The sequence below is a fragment of the Leucobacter aridicollis genome (assembly GCF_024399335.1).
In the GTDB taxonomy this organism is placed as follows: Bacteria; Actinomycetota; Actinomycetes; order Actinomycetales; family Microbacteriaceae; genus Leucobacter; species Leucobacter aridicollis_A.
The window spans coordinates 1,382,272-1,405,299 of sequence record NZ_CP075339.1 but is presented as its reverse complement, the minus strand read 5'-3'; the positions used below and the strand labels follow the sequence as shown (position 1 = coordinate 1,405,299).

General features: G+C 65.2%; 21 protein-coding genes. 15 read left to right on the top strand and 6 right to left on the bottom strand.

Going from position 1 to position 23,028, the window contains the following annotated elements:
• Positions 1-88: 88 nt before the first annotated feature.
• The gene (locus tag KI794_RS06255; RefSeq protein WP_255809517.1) at positions 89-964 is read left to right on the top strand and encodes a 3-hydroxyacyl-CoA dehydrogenase family protein; all 876 of its coding nucleotides are present in this window, start codon (positions 89-91) and stop codon (positions 962-964) included.
• Between the two features lie 213 nt (positions 965-1,177).
• Positions 1,178-2,221, top strand: coding sequence for an alpha/beta hydrolase (locus KI794_RS06250; RefSeq protein WP_255809516.1), 1,044 nt, complete (start codon positions 1,178-1,180; stop codon positions 2,219-2,221).
• Here the strand turns inward: KI794_RS06250 and KI794_RS06245 are convergent.
• The 4 genes from KI794_RS06245 to KI794_RS06230 all read right to left on the bottom strand — a co-directional run bounded on the left by KI794_RS06245 (position 2,186) and on the right by KI794_RS06230 (position 5,163).
• The gene (locus KI794_RS06245; RefSeq protein WP_255809515.1) at positions 2,186-3,229 is read right to left on the bottom strand and encodes a VOC family protein; all 1,044 of its coding nucleotides are present in this window, start codon (positions 3,227-3,229) and stop codon (positions 2,186-2,188) included. The genes KI794_RS06250 and KI794_RS06245 overlap by 36 nt on opposite strands.
• Before the next feature lie 71 nt (positions 3,230-3,300).
• Complete coding sequence (locus tag KI794_RS06240; RefSeq protein ID WP_255809514.1) at positions 3,301-3,954, bottom strand: DUF305 domain-containing protein; 654 nt, start codon at positions 3,952-3,954, stop codon at positions 3,301-3,303.
• Positions 3,944-4,618, bottom strand: coding sequence for a DUF3105 domain-containing protein (locus tag KI794_RS06235; protein ID WP_255809513.1), 675 nt, complete (start codon positions 4,616-4,618; stop codon positions 3,944-3,946). Before KI794_RS06235 ends, KI794_RS06240 begins: the two co-directional genes overlap by 11 nt.
• A gap of 77 nt (positions 4,619-4,695) precedes the next feature.
• Entirely contained in the window at positions 4,696-5,163 is a 468-nt protein-coding gene (locus tag KI794_RS06230) for a MarR family winged helix-turn-helix transcriptional regulator (RefSeq protein WP_255809512.1), read from the bottom strand.
• A 270-nt stretch (positions 5,164-5,433) separates the two neighbouring features.
• Here KI794_RS06230 and KI794_RS06225 point away from each other — a divergent pair, with 270 nt between their 5' ends.
• The 6 genes from KI794_RS06225 to KI794_RS06200 all read left to right on the top strand — a co-directional run bounded on the left by KI794_RS06225 (position 5,434) and on the right by KI794_RS06200 (position 12,420).
• Complete coding sequence (locus tag KI794_RS06225) at positions 5,434-5,649, top strand: hypothetical protein (RefSeq protein WP_255809511.1); 216 nt, start codon at positions 5,434-5,436, stop codon at positions 5,647-5,649.
• A 235-nt stretch (positions 5,650-5,884) separates the two neighbouring features.
• Positions 5,885-7,015 (top strand): alpha/beta hydrolase fold domain-containing protein, encoded by a 1,131-nt coding sequence (locus KI794_RS06220; RefSeq protein ID WP_255809510.1) that lies wholly within the window; start codon positions 5,885-5,887, stop codon positions 7,013-7,015.
• 117 nt (positions 7,016-7,132) lie between these two features.
• Positions 7,133-8,722 (top strand): ABC transporter substrate-binding protein, encoded by a 1,590-nt coding sequence (locus tag KI794_RS06215; RefSeq protein WP_255809509.1) that lies wholly within the window; start codon positions 7,133-7,135, stop codon positions 8,720-8,722.
• On the top strand, positions 8,719-9,678 hold the full coding sequence (locus tag KI794_RS06210) for an ABC transporter permease (protein ID WP_255809508.1): 960 nt from the start codon (positions 8,719-8,721) through the stop codon (positions 9,676-9,678). The genes KI794_RS06215 and KI794_RS06210 overlap by 4 nt, the downstream gene beginning before the upstream one ends.
• Positions 9,679-9,784: 106 nt before the next feature.
• Complete coding sequence (locus tag KI794_RS06205) at positions 9,785-10,609, top strand: ABC transporter permease (RefSeq protein ID WP_255809742.1); 825 nt, start codon at positions 9,785-9,787, stop codon at positions 10,607-10,609.
• Positions 10,609-12,420 carry an ABC transporter ATP-binding protein gene (locus KI794_RS06200; protein WP_255809507.1) on the top strand — a complete coding sequence of 604 codons (1,812 nt, stop codon included), beginning with the start codon at positions 10,609-10,611 and terminating at the stop codon, positions 12,418-12,420. Before KI794_RS06205 ends, KI794_RS06200 begins: the two co-directional genes overlap by 1 nt.
• Here the strand turns inward: KI794_RS06200 and KI794_RS06195 are convergent.
• Both KI794_RS06195 and KI794_RS06190 read right to left on the bottom strand, forming a co-directional pair.
• A complete protein-coding gene (locus KI794_RS06195) occupies positions 12,301-12,759 on the bottom strand; it encodes a hypothetical protein (RefSeq protein WP_255809506.1) in 459 nt (152 codons plus the stop codon). The two genes, KI794_RS06200 and KI794_RS06195, sit on opposite strands and share 120 nt — an antisense overlap.
• 237 nt (positions 12,760-12,996) lie before the next feature.
• Positions 12,997-14,601 carry an AraC family transcriptional regulator gene (locus KI794_RS06190; RefSeq protein WP_255809505.1) on the bottom strand — a complete coding sequence of 535 codons (1,605 nt, stop codon included), beginning with the start codon at positions 14,599-14,601 and terminating at the stop codon, positions 12,997-12,999.
• Positions 14,602-14,762: 161 nt separating this feature from the next.
• Between KI794_RS06190 and KI794_RS06185 the strand changes: the two genes are divergently transcribed.
• The 7 genes from KI794_RS06185 (at position 14,763) to KI794_RS06155 (ending at position 22,993) form a co-directional block, all read left to right on the top strand.
• Positions 14,763-15,581, top strand: a complete 819-nt coding sequence (locus KI794_RS06185) for a siderophore-interacting protein (protein ID WP_255809504.1) — start codon at positions 14,763-14,765, stop codon at positions 15,579-15,581.
• 76 nt (positions 15,582-15,657) lie between these two features.
• Positions 15,658-16,722 (top strand): ABC transporter substrate-binding protein, encoded by a 1,065-nt coding sequence (locus tag KI794_RS06180; protein WP_119282984.1) that lies wholly within the window; start codon positions 15,658-15,660, stop codon positions 16,720-16,722.
• A 71-nt stretch (positions 16,723-16,793) separates the two neighbouring features.
• Positions 16,794-17,846, top strand: a complete 1,053-nt coding sequence (locus KI794_RS06175; protein ID WP_255809503.1) for a FecCD family ABC transporter permease — start codon at positions 16,794-16,796, stop codon at positions 17,844-17,846.
• Positions 17,843-18,925, top strand: coding sequence for a FecCD family ABC transporter permease (locus KI794_RS06170; RefSeq protein ID WP_185986614.1), 1,083 nt, complete (start codon positions 17,843-17,845; stop codon positions 18,923-18,925). Before KI794_RS06175 ends, KI794_RS06170 begins: the two co-directional genes overlap by 4 nt.
• Before the next feature lie 5 nt (positions 18,926-18,930).
• Positions 18,931-19,797 (top strand): ABC transporter ATP-binding protein, encoded by an 867-nt coding sequence (locus tag KI794_RS06165; RefSeq protein WP_119282981.1) that lies wholly within the window; start codon positions 18,931-18,933, stop codon positions 19,795-19,797.
• Positions 19,794-21,401 carry an ATP-binding cassette domain-containing protein gene (locus KI794_RS06160; RefSeq protein WP_255809502.1) on the top strand — a complete coding sequence of 536 codons (1,608 nt, stop codon included), beginning with the start codon at positions 19,794-19,796 and terminating at the stop codon, positions 21,399-21,401. The genes KI794_RS06165 and KI794_RS06160 overlap by 4 nt, the downstream gene beginning before the upstream one ends.
• Positions 21,398-22,993, top strand: a complete 1,596-nt coding sequence (locus KI794_RS06155) for an ATP-binding cassette domain-containing protein (protein ID WP_255809501.1) — start codon at positions 21,398-21,400, stop codon at positions 22,991-22,993. Before KI794_RS06160 ends, KI794_RS06155 begins: the two co-directional genes overlap by 4 nt.
• Positions 22,994-23,028: the final 35 nt, after the last annotated feature.

Below are 23,028 nucleotides of genomic sequence, written 5' to 3'. Positions count from 1 at the left end.
CTTCCGTCGAGTGTTCGATGCATAATGTATTCAATACACATTGCATCGAGAATGCAAGGCGTACTGATCAACGGAAATGAGGAATCACATGCAATTCACCGTTCCAGCCAATGCCCAGGAGCGACCGATCGTCGTTGTGGGTGGCGGCACCCTTGGCAGGCGTATCGCGGCCGTGTTCGCGTCGGGCGGCTCAGACGTCCGCATCGCGGAGCTGCAGGAACCGCAGCGGCAGGCCGCGCTCGACTACGTCACCGAGGCGCTTCCCGAGCTCACCGCGCGGCTCGAGAAGCAGGGCATCAGCGCGACTCCCGGCACTGTCACCACGGTTGCGACCGTCGAGGAATCGCTTCCCGGCGCGTGGCTCGTCGTTGAGGCGGTCCCCGAGCGGCTCGACATCAAGCGCCCGCTCTTCGGCACCCTCGACAAGCTCGCCGACGCTGACGCGGTGCTCGCAACGAACTCCTCGTCGTACAAGTCGCGCGAGGTCATCGACGAGGTCTCGAACCCCGAGCGGGTCTTCAATATGCACTTCGCGATGCCACCGCAGAGCATGGCGGTCGAGCTCATGAGCGACGGCCAGACGAGCGAGGGGCTGCTGCCCGCGGTCGCCGAGGAGCTCAAGCGGTTCGGCCTCGCTCCGTTCATCGCGCTCGCCGAGAGCACGGGCTTCATCTTCAACCGCATCTGGGCCGCGATCAAGCGCGAGTCCCTCGCAGTGGTCGCCGACGGTGTGAGCACCCCGGAGGACGTCGACGCGATTATGCAGGCCAACATGGGCATCCACGCCGGGCCGTTCGCGCTCATGGATCAGGTGGGCCTGGACGTGGTACTCGATATCGAGGAGCACTACGCAGCAGAGAACCCGAACCTGCCCGAAGGCCCACGCACCCTGCTCCGCAGCTATGTCGACGCGGGCAAACTCGGACGCAAGACCGGCGAGGGCTTCTACACCTACGACAAGTAGTCGCGGGCGGCCACCCTGGCCTGGGCCGACCCGCGCGCCCCGCACACGCGCCAATACACACCTTTCTCGCGAGACCACCCCTTCCCTACCGCAGGGTTCGTGTGTTCTCGCGAGAAAGGTGTTGTCGGGCGACGATGCGCACTAATGTGATCTGCAAGGGTGCGCAGCGTCGCGTCCCTGTTTGTCGCCACCGCTGCCGACCCAGGAGTCACGATGCCGTCACCCCAGCCACTTTCAGAGCGCCTCATGCGCGGCGCGATTCGCACGCTCGGCAGCATGCCGCACTGGGTCCAGCGCATCATCGCGGGAAAGCCAGTCGAGGTCGACGGCCAGCAGCTCGCCACCGAGGTGCAGATGGCGCTGCGGATCCTGAACAGACTGCCCGGGAACGATTTCACACAGCTCCCCCTCGCCGAGGCGCGCGCGCAGATCGACGCCGAAGCGCGCATCTTCGGCGGCACCCACGACGTTGCAGAGGTCACCGACTTCGTCATCCCGACGCGGGCTGGAACTGTCGGCGCCCGCCGATACGCGAACACTCCTGATGCCCGGGGGCGCGGCACGGTGCTCTACTTCCACGGCGGCGGCTGGGTGGTGGGCAGCCTCGAATCCGCTGACTCGGCGTGCCGGTTCATCGCGGCCGAAAGCGGGCTCGAGGTCATCGCCGTCGACTACCGGCTCGCCCCCGAGCACCCGTTTCCCGCGGGACTCGAAGACGCGATCGACGCGTACCGCTGGGCGCGGGCCGAGCGGCCCGGTGCGCGCATCGCGGTCGCAGGCGACAGCGCTGGCGGCAACCTCAGCGCGACGGTCAGCATCGCCACTCGCGACGACGCGACCGGGCCGCCCGACTTCCAGCTGCTGTTCTTTCCTGTCACCGACCTGTCGACGAAGCACCGGTCGTACGAGCTGTTCGGTGAGGGGTACTTCCTCACCGAGGCGCACATGGACTGGTACCGAGACCACTACCTGCCGACCGCGGATGCCGCCCTTGATCCGCTCGTGTCGCCGCTCCTCGCGGAGGACGCCGCACTCACCGGGCTCCCGCCCGCGCACGTCGCCGTATCGGGGTTCGACGTGCTGCGCGACGAGGGCCTCGCCTATGCCGAGCGGCTGCGCGTTGCCGGGGTGCCGGTTACGCTGCAGCTCGTCGAGGGCCACATCCACGCGTTCGTGAACGCGACAGGCGTCGGTAAGCTCAGCTCGCGGGCGCTCGCCGAGTCAGTGAGCTACCTCGGACGCGGCCTGAGTAGCTAAGGCACCGACAACCAGCCTGATTGTGTTCCCCCAGGGGTCGTCGACGACGATGCCGTGCTCGATCGCTTCGTGTTCGAAGCCCGCGGCTTCGACGCGGGCGGCCACCTTTTCAACATCAGCCACGGTCGGCAGCGCTATCGTCAACGCGCCGAGACCCACCTCCGTACTGCGCGGGCCCGCACCTGCGCTCTGCCAGGTGTTCGTCGCGATGTGGTGGTGGTAGCCGCCAGCCGAATAGAACAGGGCGCCCTCGGACTGCGACACCACGTCAAACCCGAGCGTGTCGGCATAAAAGCGGCGTGCGTCTTCGAGGTCTCCGACCTTCAGGTGAATGTGACCGATCACGGCGGTGTCTGCCGCGTTCTCATCAAGGTGTTCCTCGATGAATGCGTTCGGGTCGAGCGGTTCGCTACCCATTTCGACCTCACCATCTTTCCACTTCCACTCGTCACGCGGACGGTCTACGTAGAGCTCGACGCCGTTCCCCTCGGGATCACCAAAGTAAAACGCCTGGCTCACGAGGTGATCGGCGGAGCCCTGATAGCTGCCCGGCGCGAGCTGCGCGGTCTGCAGCACTGCCTTCGCGAGCGATGCTTCGTCGGCGAAGAGGATTGCCGTGTGGTACAGCCCCGCGTCGCCGACCTGCGGCAGCGGCTCCGCGGACTGCTCTAGCCGCATCAACGACACGCCGTCGAGCCCGAGCGTGACCGAGTCCGGCTGCTGGTCGATGACAGCGAGCCCAACGGCATTTTGATAGTAGGCCTGCACGTTGTCGAGGTTTGTGACTTTTAGCTCCGTGATCCCGAGCTCCGTCTCCGCCGGCAGCCCGTCTGCACGCTCCACAGGCGCTCCCGCCGCGTCGACGGCACCAGGGGCGCCTTGCGCGGCGTCGCGACCGGCGAGGACTGCCCAGAGCACACCTCCAGCAACTGCGACGAGCGCTACGGCGGCGATCACGATGCGGAGGAGCTTCGGCGAGCGCTTCGCGGGCTGGCTCGTTTGGGTCATGGGTGGGTGTCCTTCTATTGATGCGTCACTGGTACTGGGATTGGGTGGCGGCGCGGCACTGGGTGCCGACTTTACTGACGCGCGGCCAGCAGGTCTTCCATGAGCTGAATCTCGCTCTGCTGAGCCTTGGCCATGCTGCCGGCGAGGTCCGTCACGACGGGGTAGTCGCTCCGGTCGAGGAGGGCGTCTGCCATGTCGACTCCGCCCTTGTGGTGGGCGATCATGAGCTGCAAGAACATCCGCTCGGCCGCAACACCGCGAAGCGACTTGAGTTCATCAAGCTCAGCCCGCGTCGCCATCCCCGGCATCGCGTCGGGCACCTCCGTCTCCGTGTCCGGCGCGCCATGTACGTGACTCTCCCCTGACGGGACCGGGCGGTGCATCCAGGTCATTGCCGGCTCTGGCGACGATTGCGGGAGACCCCAGGTCGCGAGCCACCCAAACATCTGTCCCGCCTGCTGCGACTGGGAGGTCGCGATGTCGTAGGCGAGGAGCCGAATCTCAGGCGAGTCGGTGAGGTCTCGAACGATCATCGACATCTCGACAGCCTGGTCATGATGGGTCTGCATGTCGCGAGCGAACCCAGCCTCGGCGCTGCGGGTCGTGGGCAGCGGATCGGCGCCAGCGGTCGCGCGCCCAACGATCAATGACGCGGCGACGAGCACGAGCGCGAGCATTGTGACGATGAACGCCGTGAGCCCCGTGCTGCGCCCGTTAGGCGACAAGGCCTGGGCCCTGCAGCGCTCCGGAGCACGACGCCCCAGGTTCAGGCGCGTTCGCCGACTTCCAGTACCTGTCGACGAACTGCGCGAGACGGGCATCAGATACTGAGTCCATCTCGATCTGCGCCCCCCACGCCGATGCCATGAACGGCGCCGGCTGGCCCGGGTAGGGCGAGAGGATCGTGTACTGATCGGGGATGGCGTTTCGGAGCGCCGCGATGTCGTCGTCGGTTGCCGTGTCAGGATCATACGTCACCCAGACCGCACCGTGCTCGAGCGCGTGGACCGCGTTTTCGTTCGGTTGCGGCTCGTTGTAAACCCCACAGTTCAGCCAGATTTGTGAGTGGTCCCCACCGGCCGGAACAGCCATGCCGTAGTTCTTTTGGTAGTCGACAGGAGCCGGGTCAATGTGAGTTGCGGGGAGGTTCGAGAATTCCTTGAGCCCCTCAATCTCAATGTCTTGGGGGCGCTGCAGTGGCTCGGTTGCTGTTGCCACGAAGGTGATGACGAGCGCCAGGATCGCCGCGCCACCGACAGCCCCGCTGACGGTTGCGATGCGACGGTTGCGCTTTCGCGCCACCTCCTGCTGCTGATGGGCTCGCACCTTTTCGGCCCGCGCTTCTGCGCGCTGCTGTTTGGTTGTCTTGCGAACTGCTGGCTCTGGCATTCGACTCTCGCTCCCCACAATTGGTTGTTGCGACAATCATTTATCAACGCCCTGGGAAAAACCTCCGCACGAGGCCCCTATCCGCGGCGCGCAGCCAGCCGCTCGCCAATAGCCTCGGCGATCTCGCCGAGAGAATCGAGCTGCTCCGCCGTCAATGCGTCGATCACCAGACTACGAACAAGGTCGATGTGTGCGGGGATGGCGCGGATGAACTCCCTGCGGCCAACCGCGGTCAGCCGAACGTTGGTGGCCCGGCGGTCAGTCTCACTCGGTACCCGCTCAACGAGCTCCCGCTTCTCCATCCGCGTGCAGACATGAGACAGTCGCGGGAGGGTCGCCGCGGTCGTCTGCGCGAGCTCAGACATTCTCAGCATCGAGTCGGGCGCGACATAGAGAGCAGACAACACGGTGAATTCGAAGTGGGTCATCCTCGAATCCCGCTCGAGCTGCGCGTCGAGCAGATGTGGCAGCAACTGGGCAACCCCGATGAGTCCGAGCCAGGCCCGAGACTCCCGAGCGTCCATGCGGGGCGCAAAATCAGTCATACCGCTATTTCATCACCTCGCGAGACGCAGCATCGACGCGACTCGAGCAAAACCACCCCGACCGGGAGTCCCAAATCACATTTGAGTAACTTCACCAGTGCCATCTTGGCACTCAAATCGCCCAATACGCCTCGCCAAGCACACTGCCGACACTCAGCCCACAACAGGCAAGTGGAGCATTTATCTCACATTCGTCGCGAAGAAGTCAGCAAGTTTTCAGTGGAAACTCACCACTTGCGGGCTTCACGAGGCCTCACCTATGGTCGGTGCATGGCACACGCGAAGCAGCACGTCCACGGGAGGCCCCAGGCCACACCCGTCACCGTCGCTGCCTGCCTATCGCGCGAGCCAGGCCTCTCGGCAGGATCTGCCGCGCCCGGGCTGTGGGCGTTCATGTCTGGGCGGGAGCCCGTGAGGGCCGCAGCGAGCATCGAGGGCGGCCAGTTTCTGAATCGCGGCTTGCCCCCGGGCCAGACTCCGCCATGAACCGCACAGGCGCCCCACGCAGCAAGTATCTCGCTGCCGGGGGCGTCGCGCGCCGGTCCGTGGCGTGAGGGCGATGAGTTCGCGCGAGCGATCCCTCGTCCAAGTTCACTTGAAACCGCATGCGAGCGGCGTGAATGTGCCGTGTCGCGTTCCGGCTCTCGAGCGCGCGGATTCACCGCACTTACGCGTGGCTCCGAGCCCGAGCGCCCTGCACAACCATGTCGGAGGGGTGGGCATGCAATCATTCGCTGATATTCCAGCCCATGTTCGGTCGGCACTCACCCCGCAGATGCGTCGCGTGGTAACCCACCAGCTCGACCGCCTCGCGCAACAGCGCAACGTAGCGGCCGCTCTGAACGACGAGTACGGCGCGGCAGACGGGATTCACGGGCCGGTCGGGCCGCGGGACCCCGCCGAAGACCTCGCGGCCGCCCGCTCCGAGTACCTTGCAGAGCGTGAGTTCTGGAACGCTGGCGGGCCGGCAATGCACGAGACCCAGGAGCACACCTTTGACGTCGCGGGGGCACGGGTTCGGGCGCGCTTGCACCGCCCGACGGACTCCCCCGCACTCCCCGCCATTGTCTATCTGCACGGCGGCGGGTTCAGGCTGGGAAACCTCGACTCGCATGACCGGATCGCACGCGTGTTGGCAGCCGAATCGGGCGCGGCAGTCGTCGCGGTCGACTACTCGCTCTCCCCGGAAGCCCGTTTCCCGCAGGCCCTGCTCGAGTGCGCGGGCGTCGTCGCGCACCTCGCACTTAGCGGAGATCGCTACGGTATCGACGGAGAACACCTCGCCGTCGCCGGCGACTCGGCGGGCGCCATGCTGGCACTCGGAACAGCGCTCCTCCTACGCGACGAGCCCTCACGCGTCCCTGAGGCCGCAGCCGATCCCGACCGAGTCACCGCCTCGCTGAAGGCGATGCTGCTCTACTACGGCGGATACGGTCTCGAAGACTCTCCCTCCCGCAAGAGCTTTGGCGGGTTTTGGGACGGCATGTCGTCCGACGATCTCGCCCTCATCCACAGCACCTACCTCACGGGTCCCGCTGATCGAGAGAGCCCGTATGCGACACCCCTCAGCGCTGACCTGGAAGCGTCATTGCCGCCGACGTTCGTTTTGGGCGCGGAGCTCGACCCACTCAGAGACGACACGGAGGCTCTCGGGCGCCGGCTCGCGGCCGCCGGACACGACGTCCACTGGGCAATCACGCCGGGTGTGCTGCACTCGTTTCTTCACTTCGGCCGCATGCTCGATGCCGCAACGGCCGCCATGCGCGACGGGGCCGCGTTCGCGAAGACCCGTCTCGCGCACAGGTGTCCAGCTGCACGCAGCACTTCACCCAGCGCTTCACCCGATCGCTGACCTCGAGGAGATCCCAACGACAGACATCTCACCCCCATGCGCTGAGCCTCGCACCCTCAGCGTGACACCTCCGACCCGACGTATGCGTGGCCGGAACATGCGAAAGGAAGCGATTCAATGGTGAACAGCACCCCCGGAGTGCCACACCCTCGGCGTCGCCACATGCGACGCCGAGTTCTGGGAGCCGCGCTCGCGCTCGGACTCGCCAGCCTGTTGGCGGCCTGCAGCGGCCAAGCGATTCCAGGCGCGGAAAGCGTCGGCCCGGGCACCCCAGTCGACGGCGGCACGCTCCGTGTCGGTTTCGTCGGCGGAGGCGCGGCAGACACCCTCGACGGCGCGATCGCCACGAACCTCGGAGACACCGCACGAGCCGTCAATATGTACAACGCGCTGCTCTACCGCGACGACGACTTCGCGCTCAAGCCGATGCTTGCCACCTCGGTCGACCCGAACACCGACGCGACAGTCTGGACGGCTCACCTGCGCACCGACGTGAAGTTCTCAGACGGAACCCCGATGACCTCGCGCGACGTCGTCGCAAGCATCGAGCGGATCGTCGATCCCGACGATCCGAAGAACGGCGCGGCCGGACTCGGGCACCTGACGGAGGTCGTCGCCATCGACGACTTCACTGTGGAGTTCAGACTCAGCCAGCCTGACTCGGCACTCGACGACAGCCTCGGGCAGTACACCATGACGATCGTGCCAGAAGACTTCGACCCGACTGCGCCGGTCGGAACCGGCCCGTTCAGGCTGCAGAGCTTCACGCCTGGCCAGTCGACGGTTCTCGAACGAAACCCCTTCTACTGGGGCGACGACGTGCCCTTCCTCGACGCGATTGAGCTTCTCAATTTCAACGACACCGACGCGCTCATCAATGCGCTGCTCTCGAGTCAGGTTGACGCCGTCGCCCAAATTCCGGCGGCGCTCGCCGAGGTAATCGACTCTGACGCGCGCATGCAGATCCTCAACTCCGAGACCGGAATGTGGCTCCCGTTCACGATGCGCACTGACGTCGCGCCGTTCGACGACGAGCGCGTCAGGCAGGCGTTCCGCCTCGTCGTGGACCGCGAGCAGATGGTCGAGCAAGTGCTCTCGGGGTACGGCACCATCGGCAACGACATGTTCGCAAGCTTCGACCCCGCCTACCCAAACTTCCCGCAACGCACGCAAAACATCGAGGAAGCGAAACGCCTCCTTGCCGAGGCCGGCTACCCTGACGGCCTCATTGTCGAGCTCGCGACGGCCCCCATTCAGGCGGGTACCGTCGAAGCCGCACAGGTGTTCGCCGAGCAGGCGGCGGAGGCCGGGATCACCGTGAAGATCAACCGGATGGACCTCACGACGTACTGGGGCGACTATCTTGAGTACCCCTTCTCGCAGAGCTTCTGGTACACGCGAAACTTCCTCCCACAGGCGAACTCGGGCGCGATGCCCGATTCACCGTTCAACGAAACCCACTGGACAGATGCCGAGTTCGTTGACCTCGTCGTGCAGGCGCGCGGCGAGACTGACGAGGCCGCTCGGAGCGAGCTGATCGAGGCGGCGCAGGCAACCATGTACGAGCGTGGCGGCCTCATCATTTGGGGCTTCGCCAATCAACTCGACGCGTACCAATCGTACGTCGGAGGGCTCGAGCCGAACGCCACAGGGATTCCGCTGTCTGGCTTCCAACTGCAGCGCGTCTGGATAGGAGAAGTCTCATGATTCTGCGGCTCATCGCGCGACGTCTCGCAATCAGCGTCGCGATCCTCATCGTCGTCTCGATGGTGATCTTCTTCATCACGCTCCTCCTTCCCGGAGACCCAGCCCAGGCGATCCTCGGCCAACAGGCCACCCCAGAGCGGATCGCGGCGGTCCACGAGCAGATGAACCTCAACGAGCCCGCTTGGAAGCGCTACCTGCTCTGGCTCGGGGGCCTGTTCGTTGGCGACTTCGGAATCTCGGCGGCGACCTCGCAGCCCGTCGCCGCACTCATCGGCGAACGGGTGGGCGCGTCTCTGTTTCTCATGATTGCCGCAGCGATCATCTCGATCCCTGTCGGCATCCTCGTTGGCATCTGGTCTGCGCTCCGCCGCGGGCGCACGACCGACACGGCGATCACCGGCATCGCCCTCGTGCTCGCGGCCCTGCCCGAGTTCGTCGTCGGCATCGCCCTCGTCGCGCTCTTCGCGACGACGGTCTTCCCGATCCTGCCCGCCGTCACGATGCAGCCCCCGGGCACGCAGGTGTGGGACTTCCCCACCCAGCTCATCCTGCCCGTGCTCGTGCTCGTGCTCGTCGTCACCCCGTACATCGTGCGCATGATGCGCGCGACGATGCTCGAGGTGCTCGACTCAGGCTACGTCGAGATGGCACGCCTGAAGGGTGTGCCCGAGCGCCGCGTCATCATGCGCCATGCACTCCCCCACGCCATCGGACCCGTCGCGCAGGTCATCGCGATCCAACTCGCGTGGATGGCCGGCGGCGTGGTCGTCGTCGAGTTCCTGTTCAGGTACCCGGGGCTCGGCCAGGCGCTCATCGAGGCAGTGAACTACCGCGACGTGATGGTCGTCGTCGCGATCACCATGATCGTCGCCGCGATCTACGTCGTCGTGAATCTCCTCGCCGACATCGTCGGGATCCTCGCGAACCCGAAACTCCACACTCGAGGAGGGAACTAACATGTCGAACCCACAAGACGCCTCGGGGCTGAACGCGACGAACACCTTGTCCGCGCAGGATCTCGCCCACAGCAAGTCCGCGAACACCGGCGCGAACGTGTCGTTCATGCACCGCTTCTGGCGGCAGCGGCAGGCAAAGATCGGAGTGATCCTCACCGCGATCATCGTGCTGCTCGCGTTCCTCGGCCCGCTGCTCCTGCCGTGGGCGACCGGGTACACCGCCACCGAGTTCGCGAGTCGCCCGTTCCAGCCCGACGGCCTGTTCGGCACCGACAACCTCGGCCGCGATGTCTGGTCCAGGTTCCTCGCGGGCGGGCTCAGCCTGCTCATCTACTCGGCGCTCGCGACGCTCGTCGGCCTCGTCATCGGCGTCGCCCTCGGGATGGCTGCGGCCTACACCGGCGGGTGGCTCGACTCGCTCATCATGCGCGCGAACGACGTGCTCCTCGCCGTGCCGCAGCTGCTGTTCGCGCTCCTCGCAGTGACCGTGCTCGGCCCGCAGGGGTGGGTGCTCGTCACCGTGATCGGGATCACGCACGCGCCGCGCATCGCCCGGGTCGCGCGGTCTGCCGCGCTGAACGTTATCAACGAGGACTACATCCGCGCCGCTGAGATGTACGCGGTGCCACGCAGCCGGATCCTTACCCGCGAGATTCTCCCGAACATCACCGGCCCGCTCGCCGTCGAGGCCGGGCTGCGGCTGACGTATTCGATCGGTGCAATCGCGTCGCTCTCGTTCCTCGGGCTCGGAGTGCAGCCGCCTGCGGCTGACTGGGGTCTGATGATCAACGAGAACCGCATCGCCCTCTCGCTGCAGCCCGCGGGCGTGCTGCTCCCGGTCGTCGCGATCGCGATCCTGACCGTCGGCACCAACCTCATTGCGGACTCGATCGCTCGCGCATCCGCCAACACGAACGCAGGTGAGAAGTAATGACTCAGCAGTCCCCCGTCGCGCCCATCGAGACTGACGCGCAGAAGAACGGCACCGCCTGGCAGCTGCGCATGTCGGCCGACGAACCGATCCTCGAGGTAGACGACCTCACGATTTCCGCGGCTGCCACCGGCCTCGCCGTGGTGTCCGACGTGAACCTCGACCTGCGGGCGGCGGAGATCCTCGCGCTCGTCGGCGAGTCGGGATCGGGTAAGACGACAGTCGGCCTCGCGGTGCTCGGCCACATCCGCGAGGGCCTCGCGCACACCGGCGGAACGGTCACGCTGTATCCATCCGACAGCCCCGACCCCGCCGAGATGCTCACGCTGGGCGAGTCCGCGAGGCGACAGCTCCGCGGCGCTCGCGTCAGCTACGTGCCTCAGGATCCGGCGCTCTCGCTGAACCCGAGCATGCGGGTTGGCGCCCAGATTCGCGAGGTGCTCGACATTCACGGCTTCGGCGCGTCCGAGGCCGACCGCACGGACCGGGTGCGCTCGGTGCTGCGGGAGGTCGGACTCCCCGACAGCGACGAGTACCAGCGCCGCTGGCCGCACCAGCTGTCCGGCGGGCAACAGCAGCGCATCGGGATCGCGATGGCGTTCGCAATGTACCCAGACGTTATCGTGCTCGATGAGCCGACGACAGGCCTCGACGTCACCACGCAAGAGCAGGTGCTCGACACTATTCGAGACATGACCGTGAAGAACCGCGTCGCCGGGCTGTACATCACCCACGACCTCGCCGTCGTGTCGGAGATCGCGGATCGCGTCGCGGTGATGCTTCGCGGCGAGATCGTGGAGGTCGGCGACACCGGTCAGGTGCTCGTGCGACCGCAGCACGACTACACCCGCCGGCTTCTCAGGGCCGTGCCAGACCTCGCGGGCAAGAACCAGCTCGGAAAGCTCTCGAAGATGGACGCGCGCACCGCAGAGTTCCTCACCGGCGAGCTCGACATCCTCAAGCACACTGCCCCAGACAAGGTCGTGTCCCGATCAGGCCGCGGGCCCGAAGGCGTGTCGCGTGTGAGCAGCGCCGGGAGCCCAGCCGCTCCAGTCTCGGCGGAAGCGCGGATCTCGATCCGCGACCTGCACGTCTCCTACGGCAAGAACCAGGTGCTTCGGGGGATCGACCTCGATTTCGCGGCGGGCGAGAGCACCCTCCTCCTCGGCCAGTCAGGATCAGGCAAGACGACCCTCGCCCGTTCCATCGCAGGCCTGCTCAGCGGCTACGAGGGCTCTATCCGTTACCAGGGCGAAGAGCTCGCGAAGTCCACACGGGGTCGCACTGAGCTCCAGCGGCGCGAGATTCAATACATCTTCCAGTCACCGTTCTCGTCACTGAACCCGCGCCGCACACTCGGGCAGTCACTCCTCGTGCCGCTCGAGATGGCGAGCGAGTACAGCGCGGAAGAGCGCCGCGAACGCGTGCGTGACGCCCTCGACGCCGTGCAGCTCGGGCGGCAGTTCTACGACCGGCGGCCAGGCGACCTGTCGGGCGGCGAACGGCAACGCGCCGCGATCGCGCGGGCCCTCGTCAACATGCCGTCGGTGCTCGTGTGCGACGAGATCACGTCGGCGCTCGACGTCTCCGTGCAGGCGAACATCATCTCGCTGCTCCACACACTGCAGGAGGAGCGTGATCTCACGGTACTCTTCGTCACCCACAACATCGCGCTGGCGCGCCACATCGCGTCACGTGTCGCCGTGCTGAACCGTGGCGAGATAGTGGACGACGGCCCGGTCGACGAGGTGCTCAACAACCCGACGCACGCCTACACGAAGGAGCTGCTCGCGAACATCCCGACGCTGTAGGAGGGCGGTGGCGCAGGCGCAGCTCTGCCCGACGATCGGCGGGTGAGCTGCGTCGAACTCGATGGAGGGCTCGCTCATCCGCTCGCTCGTCGTTGCGGGCCCGCTGGGCTCCGCCAGTGCCGCCTCGACGAGCACTCGTATTTCGCGTTCCGCGTCGTCGCTGGTGAACGGCTCAACAGCCGCGTCCAGCATGACATCTGTGAAGGGCTCAACGCCCGGCTCTCCCCTTTCTGGCATGAGGTGCACGGGGCCGATCCGTTCGTGCGTCTGCTTTGCAAGTGACGAAAGCGTGTCCTCCGTCGCGAGGCCAAGGGTAATCACAATTGCAAGCGCTGCCATCACCAACGCCATTTCGAGCGCCCTTCGCCGCATCGACTCTGCGGCATGCGCCAACCTGAGCGTCGGCCGTCGGACAATGCCGTAGAAGGACCCGCCATGGCGCCGCCGTCCCCCATCCGCGCACCGAACGCAAATCGTCGCGGGGATTCCGGAGCCTCGGCGCGTGCGGCGCGTGCGGCTCGTGCAGTTCGCCCCAGTCACACTCACACCGGAGGGGCGTGGTCCGCCGAAGCGGAGTCAGGGGACAATCAATGGCTCAGCAGTCTGCTGCCACCCTTCGCGTTGATAGGCGCGCGGGGAGAGTCCGTGCTTCCGCGTAAACACCTGTCCAAAGCCGGAGGCGTGGGCGTATCCGAGAGTCCTCGCTACCCGCGCCACGCTCATCCCTTCTGCCAGGTAGCGGCGGGCCATCGTCATACGGATCTGGCTCTGCCACCGGCTGAACTCCATTCCGGTAATCGACAAGACCGCCGACGCCAGCTGAGCGGGTTCGATCTCGAAATGGCCGGCCCACTCACTCAGGTTTCTTCGATCTGCGGGGGTTCTATGCAGCTCGGCCGCGAGCGCCTGAACGCGCGAGGCATTGGATGAAGCGCGCACCCCCGCGGAGACGCCCATGACCGCGCTCTGCTGAGCAAACGCCCGCGTGATCGCATGCGGGTCGTGGATTGTGGGGCGAAGGCGCGAGTAGTTGGCCACCATTGTGTGCATGAGAAACAGCCCAGCATCGTCAGAGAACCGCTGCACCAGAACATCCGGAGCGTCCGCCCCGTAATTCACTTCCTGTGATCCAAGGGGCAGCAGGATCGACCCTGCGGGCAAGCTGACACTGTTCGAGAGGCCAGCCGGTAGCCAGGCGGCTTCGCCTTCGCGCAGCTTGAACAGTTCGCCTGCGATTTCCACCCGTGCTGAACCTCGATACACCCACACGAGCACATGGAAATCGCTCACCCTGTCCCAAGTCTTGCTCGCAGGCACGACGGGAGGAACGCCTCGACGAGATGCAGCAGTCTCGCCGGCCTCACCAGGAGGGGCCAAATCAGACGCTGGCTCGCTAGGGCGGACCCGCTGCCCTCTGCGCTGTGCGAAAGCGCTCGGGGTCACCCCCGTTTGCCTGAAAAATGCTTTGGTAAACCCTGCGGGAGTGGCATACCCGACCTGCTGCGCAGTCCACCCAATGTCGTGGCCAAGATCGATATACGTCGCTGCTGCCGCGATACGAACTTGGGCTCGCCACTCCGATATCGCGAAGCCGGTTTCGCTCGAAAACTGCGCCTGCAGCGTTCGTACGGAGACGCTCACACCCGAGGCGAGTTCATCGATCGAAGCAGAATCGGCAGGATCCTGCATGAGACGCAATGCGACCCGTGACGCCTCGGGCGAGTTCGGCCTCGGAGGCAGCGGCACAGGTGCCGCGGGCATCGGTGTGCCTCCTGGGGTTGACCCGGGAGAACCGACGACGACACCCGCAAGCCCCTGGGCGGCAGCCGCGCCACGGAGGTACCCGATGCTCCGTGCGAACTGATAGACAAGCCAGTCGTTCCATTCAGCAGCGAAGTGCGTTCTCGTTGGCGTCGAGAGCGCAAAGTGGGCCCGCCTGGCTGCCGGGAAGATTGGGATAAGCACGCTGTTCGGGGAACTTCGAATATCGTACTCCAGGCCCGCCGGCACCCAGATCGCGTCGCCCTGGCGCAGCGGATAGACATGATTGCCGATGGAGACGCGCCCCTGTCCCGCATAGGCCCAAATAAGGGATGGCTCGCGCGAATTGCAAACCTTCTCAGCGACCGCAGCGGCGAATTCGTTCGATTCGAGCAGCACACAGTGCGAATCTTGCGGCACCGAACCCCCTCAGTATGTGATCTTTGCGCATCAGGATAAATCATCTGATGATTCCAACAATAGCCTTTCTCATTGGCCGGTGAGGTACACCGGCCCCCATCAGACGGGAACTCTCCGAGGGAGAACACGACTTGCCCGTATCCGCTCGAACGGTACAGCTCATGCCCGTTGGCATCCGACCACTCAGGGTCAGCAGGCTCACCGAGGTCACTTCAACGATGCTGCGCATCACGCTCACCGGCGCGGCCCTTGACGCCCACACAGACCAGGCCGGTAACGTCACGCCGGCGTTCTCGAGCCCGGGGTTCGACGATGACGTCAGGCTGCTGTTCCCCTACCCGGGAGATCTGACCCCTGTATTGCCTGAAATCGAACACGGGCGAGTCACGTTTGCGCCTGGCCGCCGCCCGATCGCCCGCGCCTATACGGTCCGACGCTTTGACCCCACGACCCGCGAGCTCGACATCGACATCGTGCTTCATGGCACAGGCGTTGCCTCGACGTGGGCGTCGACGGCATCAGTCGGAGATGTCATGTATGTCGTGGGGCCCGGAAAAACCGTCGATCTTCCGAGCGGCGCCGACAACTACCTCATCCTCGGCGACGACACCGCGATCCCGGCTGTCGCGCGGTTACTCGAGGAGCTGCCCAAGCGAGCAACAGGCGAGGTGCTGCTCAGCGTGCCCGGCAAGGAGTACCGATACGAACTTCAAGCCCCCGCGGGGGTACGTGTTCGCTGGATCAATGCGGACGCAGTTGCAAGCCCTACCAGGAGCCCCCTGCTTGTAGCGCTCGAGGCGACAACTCTGCCGCGCGAGAACCTCGCTGTCTGGGTTGCTGGAGAGCAGGCAGAAGTGCGCGAGATCCGGCGCTTCCTTGTGCAGACATGGGAGCTGCCGCGGGCCGCGATCAGTTTCACCGGCTACTGGAAACGCGGGCAGTCAGGCGTTCCCGTGCCTGACGCGTCAGACGCGCCCTGAGCCAGCTCAGGCCCTCTTCAGTCGCCAACCACACAGTCTCGAAATCTCAGAACTCGTCCACTCACGAAAGGCAATCATGCCCCTGCGAAGAAATGTTCACTCAACCGCCCTTGTCGGGTCAGCGCTCGCCGCGCTGCTCCTGCTCGTCGGGTGCTCGGCGCCAGCAACATCCAGCTCGAACGACAGCGCCGCAGCCGAGGCTTCAGAGCTCGTGCCAGCCGCCGAGGGAACTACGTCGTATCCGCTCACCCTCGATAGCCCGTACGGCGAGACAGTACTCAAGGAACGGCCAACACGGATCGCGGCGATCGTACCCAACGGCGTAGATACCGAGCTTCTACTGTCGCTCGGGGTGACTCCCGTGCTCAACTCAAACATGGTCTCCGAGGGCGGCTACCTCGACGCTCACGGCGCGGCTGATCTCAATACCTACGAATATGTACGGGGCGAGGACGTGCCGATGGAAGCCGTTGCAGCGGCCAAGCCAGATCTCATCGTCACGGTGGGCTGGGTGCCGGGATTTGGCGGCGTGGAGGACATCTACGATCGGCTTGCGAAAATCGCGCCCGTTCTCACCAGCCCGGCGTCCGACCAGCGCATCGTTCCCTGGCAAGAGTCGATCCGGCTGCTCGGCGAGGCCATCGACCTGAGCGACCGAGCAGAAGCTGTGATTGATGAGCACGAAGAACTCTTCTCGGGGATCCGAGAGGCGCACCCAGAGTTCGACGGCAAGACGGCAACGTGGGCGATCTACTACGGCCCGGCGACCGGGCTCCAGTACTTCTCGCAGAACGGAGCAGCGCCCGAGCTTTTCCTCACCGACCTTGGATTCGCCCCGAACCCGGGCGCAGCCGCGTTCGCGAAGGATACGACGGTGAGCGACGAGTTGATCTCGAAGATCGATGCAGACGTGCTGGTGCTCGGGCAGAGCGAGGCCACGACCCTCGATGAAATGGCTGAGCGCGTGACCGGCACCGACCTGTTCACCAGCCTCGGAGCGGTGAAGTCTGGCAGGTTCGTCCAGCTCCCCCCGAAGACCGACGACGGCGGTGACCTCCTTTGGGCCATCACCAGCGGTGGGCCGATCGGAAACGCGTGGGCGGCCGAACAACTCGTGCCGCTGCTCGCCGAGAAGTTCTAGCAACTCGTCCAAGCTGGGCGCGGCGCCTACGAGGCTCCGCGCCCAGTTTGACCCTACTTCCAGGAACCTAGATGACTTCCCCTGTTCACACTGAGAACGCAGCGCGCCCACTACGTGCCAAGGGCCATGCAACGCAGCGGCGACTTCTCGGAATCGCAGCCCTCATAGCGGCACTCTGCCTCGCGCTGGTGTTGAGCATCGCCTACGGCGCGAACCCCGTTCCAATGTCGGAGGTGTGGCGAACCGTGTTCGACTCAGACGGGAGCGAGGCCTCCTCAATCGTCTGGACGCTGCGCGCACCCCGCACGCTCGTTGGGATCGTAGCTGGGGCGGCGTTCGGGGTCGCTGGCGCGCTCATCCAAGCCATCACTCGAAACCCGCTCGCTGACCCGGGGATTCTCGGTGTGAATGCCGGGGCCGGCTTTGCTATCACCGTCGGTGTCGCCGTGTTCGGAGTGACGGGGATCGCCGGGTACGTCTGGTTTTCGTTCGCCGGAGCAGTCCTCGCGACCGTTCTCGTGTACCTCATCGGCGCCTCGGGCCGCGGCAGCGCCTCCCCCGTCACCCTCGTTATCGCCGGTGTCGCGCTCGCGGCAGTACTCACAGCCTTCGCGACGTTCCTCCAACTCATCAACGAGGAGACCTTCCGCTCATTCCGGAATTGGAGCCTCGGCTCGCTCGCTCGGGTCTCTGTATCAGACACACTCACCGTGTTGCCGCTGATTGTTCTGGGTTTGGTGCTCGCTGTCGTCATCTCAGGATCGCTCAACGCGGTCGCGCTCGGAGACGATCAGGCCGCATCGCTCGGGGCAAACATCGCCCGGACACGCTCGATCGGACTCATCAGCGTCACACTTCTCGCAGGGGCCGCGACCGCGCTGACTGGAGGCATCGCGTTCGTCGGGCTCGCTGTGCCGCACCTCGTTCGCTGGTTTACGGGACCCGATCAGCGCTGGATCATCGCGTACACAGCCCTCGCCTCTCCGGTGCTCGTGCTCAGCGCGGACGTTCTCGGACGAGTCGTTGCGCGCCCCGGCGAGATCGAAGCCGGCGTGATGACCGCGGTTCTCGGCGCCCCCGTTCTCATCGCGCTCGTGCGGCGCAGAAAGGCATCCACGTTATGAGCGCGAGTGTCACCCCGGAAAGAACCCCCATCGATTTCGGCTACAGCTCGCGTCAGACTCGCCTTGGCGCGCAAGTCTCGCTTCGCTGGAGTGTTCGCAGTGTCGCGGTCAACGCCGCGCTCGTTACCATCGCTCTCGTTGCTGCGGTGCTCGCGCTCGGCTTCGGTGATTACCCTTTCAGCCCTGCGGAAGTGGTAGCCGCCCTGGCCGGGCAGGGTGACGAGTTCCAGCGCATGATTGTCATCGAATGGCGTCTTCCCGTTGCCCTCGCTGCGCTCCTCTTCGGTTTACTCCTCGGCATCGGCGGCGCCGTCTTTCAGTCGCTCACGCGCAACCCGCTCGGGTCGCCAGACGTTATCGGGTTTGACACCGGGGCCTACACCGCGGTCGCAATCGCCGTACTGACGCTGGGCACAAAAAACTACTGGGGCGTCGCGTCTGCCGCGTTGATCGGTGGGCTCGCGACAGCTGCGATCGTGTACCTACTGGCTTATCGGCGAGGCGTTCAGGGTTTCAGGCTCATCATCGTGGGTATCGCGGTCTCCGCGATGCTGGGGGCCGTCAACATTTACCTCGTCACCCGGGCAGACATCACCGATTCGATGAGCGTCGGGTTCTGGGCAGCCGGTTCCCTGAGCAGGGTCGGGTGGGAGGGGCTGTTCCCCGCCACGATCGGGGGCCTCATCATCGTCGGCCTCATCGCGACACTCGCCCCCGCACTCAGGCAGCTTGAGCTCGGCGACGATGCGGCGCTCTCTCAGGGCTTGAATGCCAACCGCTCGCGCCCAGCGCTGCTCATCACCGGCGTCGCTGCGACAGCGCTGGTGACCGCGGCCGCCGGCCCGATCGGGTTCGTCGCTCTCGCTGCCCCGCAACTGGCCAGACGTCTTGCCGGCACTCCAGGGGTCACCGTCGGCGGCGCTGCCTGCATGGGAGCAGCTCTGCTCACCTGCGCCCACGCACTCTCACTACTGATCGCAGAGCTCTACCGGCCAATTCCCGTCGGCTTGATCACGGTCTGCCTTGGCGGTCTCTACCTGATCTGGCTGCTCATCCGAGAAACGAGAAAATCACTTTGACACACATGTCCCTTCCCAGCCGCGCAAGCGGCGCCCCGGAGACACACACCGAGCACCGGTTGCGAGCCGAGCACCTGGCGCTCGCCTACGACAAGCGCACAATCGCCTCTGACCTCACCGTCGCGATTCCTGATGGCTCGTTTACGGTGATCATCGGCCCGAACGCGTGCGGAAAGTCAACGCTCCTACGTGGACTATCGCGCCTGCTCAAGCCCGAAGCTGGGCAGGTGGTACTCGATGGACGCGACATTCACGGTTATCCCGCGAAGGAAGTTGCACGGCGCCTCGGGCTTCTCCCCCAGACCTCGATCGCGCCCGACGGCATTCGCGTCGCCGACCTAGTCGCCCGCGGGAGATTCCCCTACCAAAAGCTCATTCGGCAGTGGAGCCCGTCCGACGAAGCCGCGGTCTCGGAGGCGATGAACGCGACCGGCGTGCACGAGCTCTCCGGTCGGCTTCTTGATGAGCTATCTGGCGGGCAGCGCCAACGGGTGTGGGTTGCCATGGCACTCGCCCAAGAAACTGACGTGCTGCTCCTTGACGAGCCCACTACCTACCTCGACCTCACGCATCAGATCGAACTCCTTGAACTGTTCACCGATCTCCACCGCTCAGGGCGGACGCTCGTCGCGGTGCTCCATGATCTCAACCAGGCCGCACGCTACGCGACCCACCTCATCGCGATGCGAGACGGGGCAATCGTCGCGGAAGGGGCGCCGGCGGCTGTCATCACCGAAGAACTCGTCGAGCACGTGTTCGACCTCCCATGCAGGGTGGTCCCAGACCCGGTCGCCGGCACCCCGCAGGTCATCCCGCTCGGGCGGACTCATCTGGAAGATGTGACCGCCGAACGAGAGGCGGTGATGTCATGACTGCAGCTGGCAATTCCAAAGGAGTCAGGCGCGAACCGTCGATCGCTTCTGCGCTGACACGTGGCGCGTGGCAGCTCACCATCGCGGTGATCGCCGCTGCCGCGAGCGGTCTCGCTATGGTGGGGGCACTGTGGTGCGTCGTTCGCAGCGTGGTTTCTCCATCCGTGCCGCTCGCCGCGGCAATATGCGGGTTGTGGGTGCTCAGTGCGCTTGGTGCTGCGCTTTCGTCGTGGCTGGCACACGAAGGCGAGGGGCGGTTCTCGGCGAGCCTCCGCCGCCAGACCGCAACCCACATTGCCGCACTACCGAGCCGAACCCTCTCACGGTACAGCGGAAATGATCTCCGGCGCCTGATCGGAGACGATATTTCGGCGCTGCACCATATGGTCGCCCATCTCCCTTCCGAGCTCACAACGCTTGTCGTCGTGCCCGTCGCGACAATTGGGGCGCTTATGAGCTTCGCGGGGCCGGTGTCGCTCCTTGCTCTCGTCCCGGGGTTCCTCGCAGCAGCGCACTTCCTGCTCGTCGTCCCGAAACTCTCACGCCGGCACGGTGACCGCAACGCCCGCGTCATGGGCGAGATTATCACCGCGGTCGACGATTACGCCCATGGCATGCAGACCTGTCGAGTGTTCGGCGCAACAAGCGGCGCTGCCGCAGACTACGCCTCCGCCACACGGAACTTCACCGATGGATTCGTGCGCTACGTCCGCAAGGTTGCAACGCTTTCGGCCCTAGCGACCGCGTTTATGCAGGCCGTCGCGACATACGCAATCGCGTACGCGCTGGGCTATTCAGCGGATCCCGAGGCCCTCGCAGCAATGCTCCTGTTCGGACTTGCGATAGTGACGCCCGCGATGCGGCTGGGACACGGCATCGACTACATTCGCACGGGCCGAGAAGCGGCTCACCGGGTGACCGGCCTGTTCCACCTGGCCACTGTCCCAGAGAACTTTGCGGCAGCGGTCGACTCGGGTGCAGTCGCTGAGATCGTTGACGTCACGCTACTCACTGGAGATCGGACACTTGTCGAAGGACTCTCCCACTCCTTTGCTCGCGGAAAAGTGACCGCAATCACTGGGCCAAGTGGCTGCGGAAAGTCAACCCTGCTCCGAGCGATTGCCGGCCTCGACTCACCGGATCGGGGTGAGATCCGCTTCGGAACGAACCCTCTTGGAGCGGCCGAGCGTGCCGTACCACTACTCATCCCTCAAAGTAGCGACCTACTGCCTGGGACGATTGCGGAGAATGTGCGTCTCGGCAACGGTGATGCGCAGCGCACCCAGGTTGTGCGAGCACTGAAGCAGGCCCAATTGGCTGCCAGCCCCGAGACACCCGCCGGCCCGCTATCCGGCGGCGAACGACAGCGGGTGAACATTGCACGGGCGTTCCTCAGTGATGCATCCCTGATCCTGCTCGACGAGCCAACGAGCGCGCTTGATGACGCCACAGGCCACGCACTCGTCGCCGAGCTGGTGCGCTTTGCGCACGATGAGGATCGCGCCGTCGTGTTCGTCACCCACGACACGCGCATGGCACAACTTGCCGACGAACGGCTCGATCTCGGCGCGGATCACGTCACGGCCTCAGGAGAACTCGCATGAACTCTGTACCTCAACAGCTCAGCCCGGGCTTCCCAACCGTGGTGAAGCGAAAGATTGCCTCGATCTCGCTCGGCTGGGTCCTGGTCGCTTTCACCGAGGCCGCTGCCTACACCACCCTGGGAGCGTCGATTGCGAGGCAGCAGGGCCCTGCCTGGGTCTTGGTCACTGCGGTTGTCGCGATAGCCGTCACGGTCGTGGTCTCGCGAAGCGGGTATATTACCGGCGCAGGCCTCGCCGCGGATCTCTATCGCGCAGTCGGCGAGACCTTCTCACGCGCAAAGCTCTCGTGGTTCACTGAATCGAACCGGGCTCTCGCAGGTGATGTCGCAGGCCGAACCATCCCGTCACTCATGAGCGTTCCTGCGCACCAGCTCCAGACCCTCTTGGTTGCGCCGCTGCTTCCCGTATTGCTGGTCATCGGCGTCTGGATCGTGGGTGATGGGTGGCTCGCCGCGGTCGTTGCCGTACTAATTGGCGTTGCATTCGCGGCACAAGTTGCCGCCCAGCGCTCGCTGGCCCGGGCTGACGCCGCGCGGGGGCGAAGCGAACACGAGGCACATGAGTCTGCCTTCGAATTCCTTGACCACCTCGAGTTGCTTCGATCCGCCCTCGGCAATCGCCACGCAGTTGACCGCCTCACAGACCGCTGGGAAGCGCAAGCCCAAGCGCTACGGAACACTAATCGTGCTACGGCGACCGCAACTTTTCTCGCTACCGCGGTGAGCGTACTTCCCGTCCTCGGCATCATCCTGTGGGGCGCAGTTACGGGTGGGTATGACTCCTCCGTGCTGCTCGCGACGGCGATTCTCGCGCTGCGCGCGTCTGCCCCGCTCGAAGCGTTCGCGCTTGCTGCTCTCTCGGTGAACGACCTGCGTCACGCCGTCACCCGGCTCGGTACGATCGTCAATGCCCCAGATCTACCTGAGCCATCGCGTCCCGGTGCCATTCGCGGCCACGTCATCGAGTTCGAACGGCTTTCGCACTCGCCCGTCCTCAGCGATGTGTCTGCGGTACTCCCCGAGGGATCGACCGTCATTGTGGAGGGCCCCACTGGGAGCGGGAAAAGCACCCTACTTAGTTTGCTGTTGCGGTTTGACGATCCTGACGAGGGTCGGGTGCTGCTCGGCGGCGCAGATCTCAGGGACCTGCACCACGCACAGCTCATGGAGCACGTTGCGTATGTACCGCAGCATCCGGATGTGTTCTCCGGCTCCCTTGCGGAGAACATCCGCCTCGGCGACCCTGCCGCAAGCGACGATGCAGTCATCGATGCTGCGCGCAGGGCGGCACTCGGCGAGGTGATCGACCGCTCCCCGTTGGGCGTGCACCAGGAAGCCGGTCACCGCGGAGCCAATCTCTCAGGAGGTGAACGCCAGCGCGTTGCGATTGCTCGGGCGCTACTCAAGAATGCACCGGTATTGGTGCTCGACGAAGCCACGTCGGCGTTGGATGCTCAGGCTGAGCGCACTGTCGTAGAGTCGATCGCTGCAACACGCGGCACGGTCGTCCTCGTGACGCACCGATCGTCTGAGATCTGGCAGCCGTCGCTTCGCATCACGCTTTCAGCCGAGAGCGACCGACCTCCCGCGTAGTGAGCAGCCAACACGACCCGACTTAACGCGAAAAG

Coding starts and splice junctions, on each gene's coding strand:
- KI794_RS06255 (WP_255809517.1), top strand. CDS start 89: ATGCAATTCACCGTTCCAGCCAATGCCCAGGAGCGACCGATCGTCGTT.
- KI794_RS06250 (WP_255809516.1), top strand. CDS start 1,178: ATGCCGTCACCCCAGCCACTTTCAGAGCGCCTCATGCGCGGCGCGATT.
- KI794_RS06245 (WP_255809515.1), bottom strand. CDS start 3,229: ATGACCCAAACGAGCCAGCCCGCGAAGCGCTCGCCGAAGCTCCTCCGC.
- KI794_RS06235 (WP_255809513.1), bottom strand. CDS start 4,618: ATGCCAGAGCCAGCAGTTCGCAAGACAACCAAACAGCAGCGCGCAGAA.
- KI794_RS06230 (WP_255809512.1), bottom strand. CDS start 5,163: ATGACTGATTTTGCGCCCCGCATGGACGCTCGGGAGTCTCGGGCCTGG.
- KI794_RS06225 (WP_255809511.1), top strand. CDS start 5,434: ATGGCACACGCGAAGCAGCACGTCCACGGGAGGCCCCAGGCCACACCC.
- KI794_RS06220 (WP_255809510.1), top strand. CDS start 5,885: ATGCAATCATTCGCTGATATTCCAGCCCATGTTCGGTCGGCACTCACC.
- KI794_RS06215 (WP_255809509.1), top strand. CDS start 7,133: ATGGTGAACAGCACCCCCGGAGTGCCACACCCTCGGCGTCGCCACATG.
- KI794_RS06210 (WP_255809508.1), top strand. CDS start 8,719: ATGATTCTGCGGCTCATCGCGCGACGTCTCGCAATCAGCGTCGCGATC.
- KI794_RS06205 (WP_255809742.1), top strand. CDS start 9,785: ATGCACCGCTTCTGGCGGCAGCGGCAGGCAAAGATCGGAGTGATCCTC.
- KI794_RS06200 (WP_255809507.1), top strand. CDS start 10,609: ATGACTCAGCAGTCCCCCGTCGCGCCCATCGAGACTGACGCGCAGAAG.
- KI794_RS06195 (WP_255809506.1), bottom strand. CDS start 12,759: ATGGCAGCGCTTGCAATTGTGATTACCCTTGGCCTCGCGACGGAGGAC.
- KI794_RS06185 (WP_255809504.1), top strand. CDS start 14,763: ATGCCCGTTGGCATCCGACCACTCAGGGTCAGCAGGCTCACCGAGGTC.
- KI794_RS06180 (WP_119282984.1), top strand. CDS start 15,658: ATGCCCCTGCGAAGAAATGTTCACTCAACCGCCCTTGTCGGGTCAGCG.
- KI794_RS06175 (WP_255809503.1), top strand. CDS start 16,794: ATGACTTCCCCTGTTCACACTGAGAACGCAGCGCGCCCACTACGTGCC.
- KI794_RS06170 (WP_185986614.1), top strand. CDS start 17,843: ATGAGCGCGAGTGTCACCCCGGAAAGAACCCCCATCGATTTCGGCTAC.
- KI794_RS06165 (WP_119282981.1), top strand. CDS start 18,931: ATGTCCCTTCCCAGCCGCGCAAGCGGCGCCCCGGAGACACACACCGAG.
- KI794_RS06160 (WP_255809502.1), top strand. CDS start 19,794: ATGACTGCAGCTGGCAATTCCAAAGGAGTCAGGCGCGAACCGTCGATC.
- KI794_RS06155 (WP_255809501.1), top strand. CDS start 21,398: ATGAACTCTGTACCTCAACAGCTCAGCCCGGGCTTCCCAACCGTGGTG.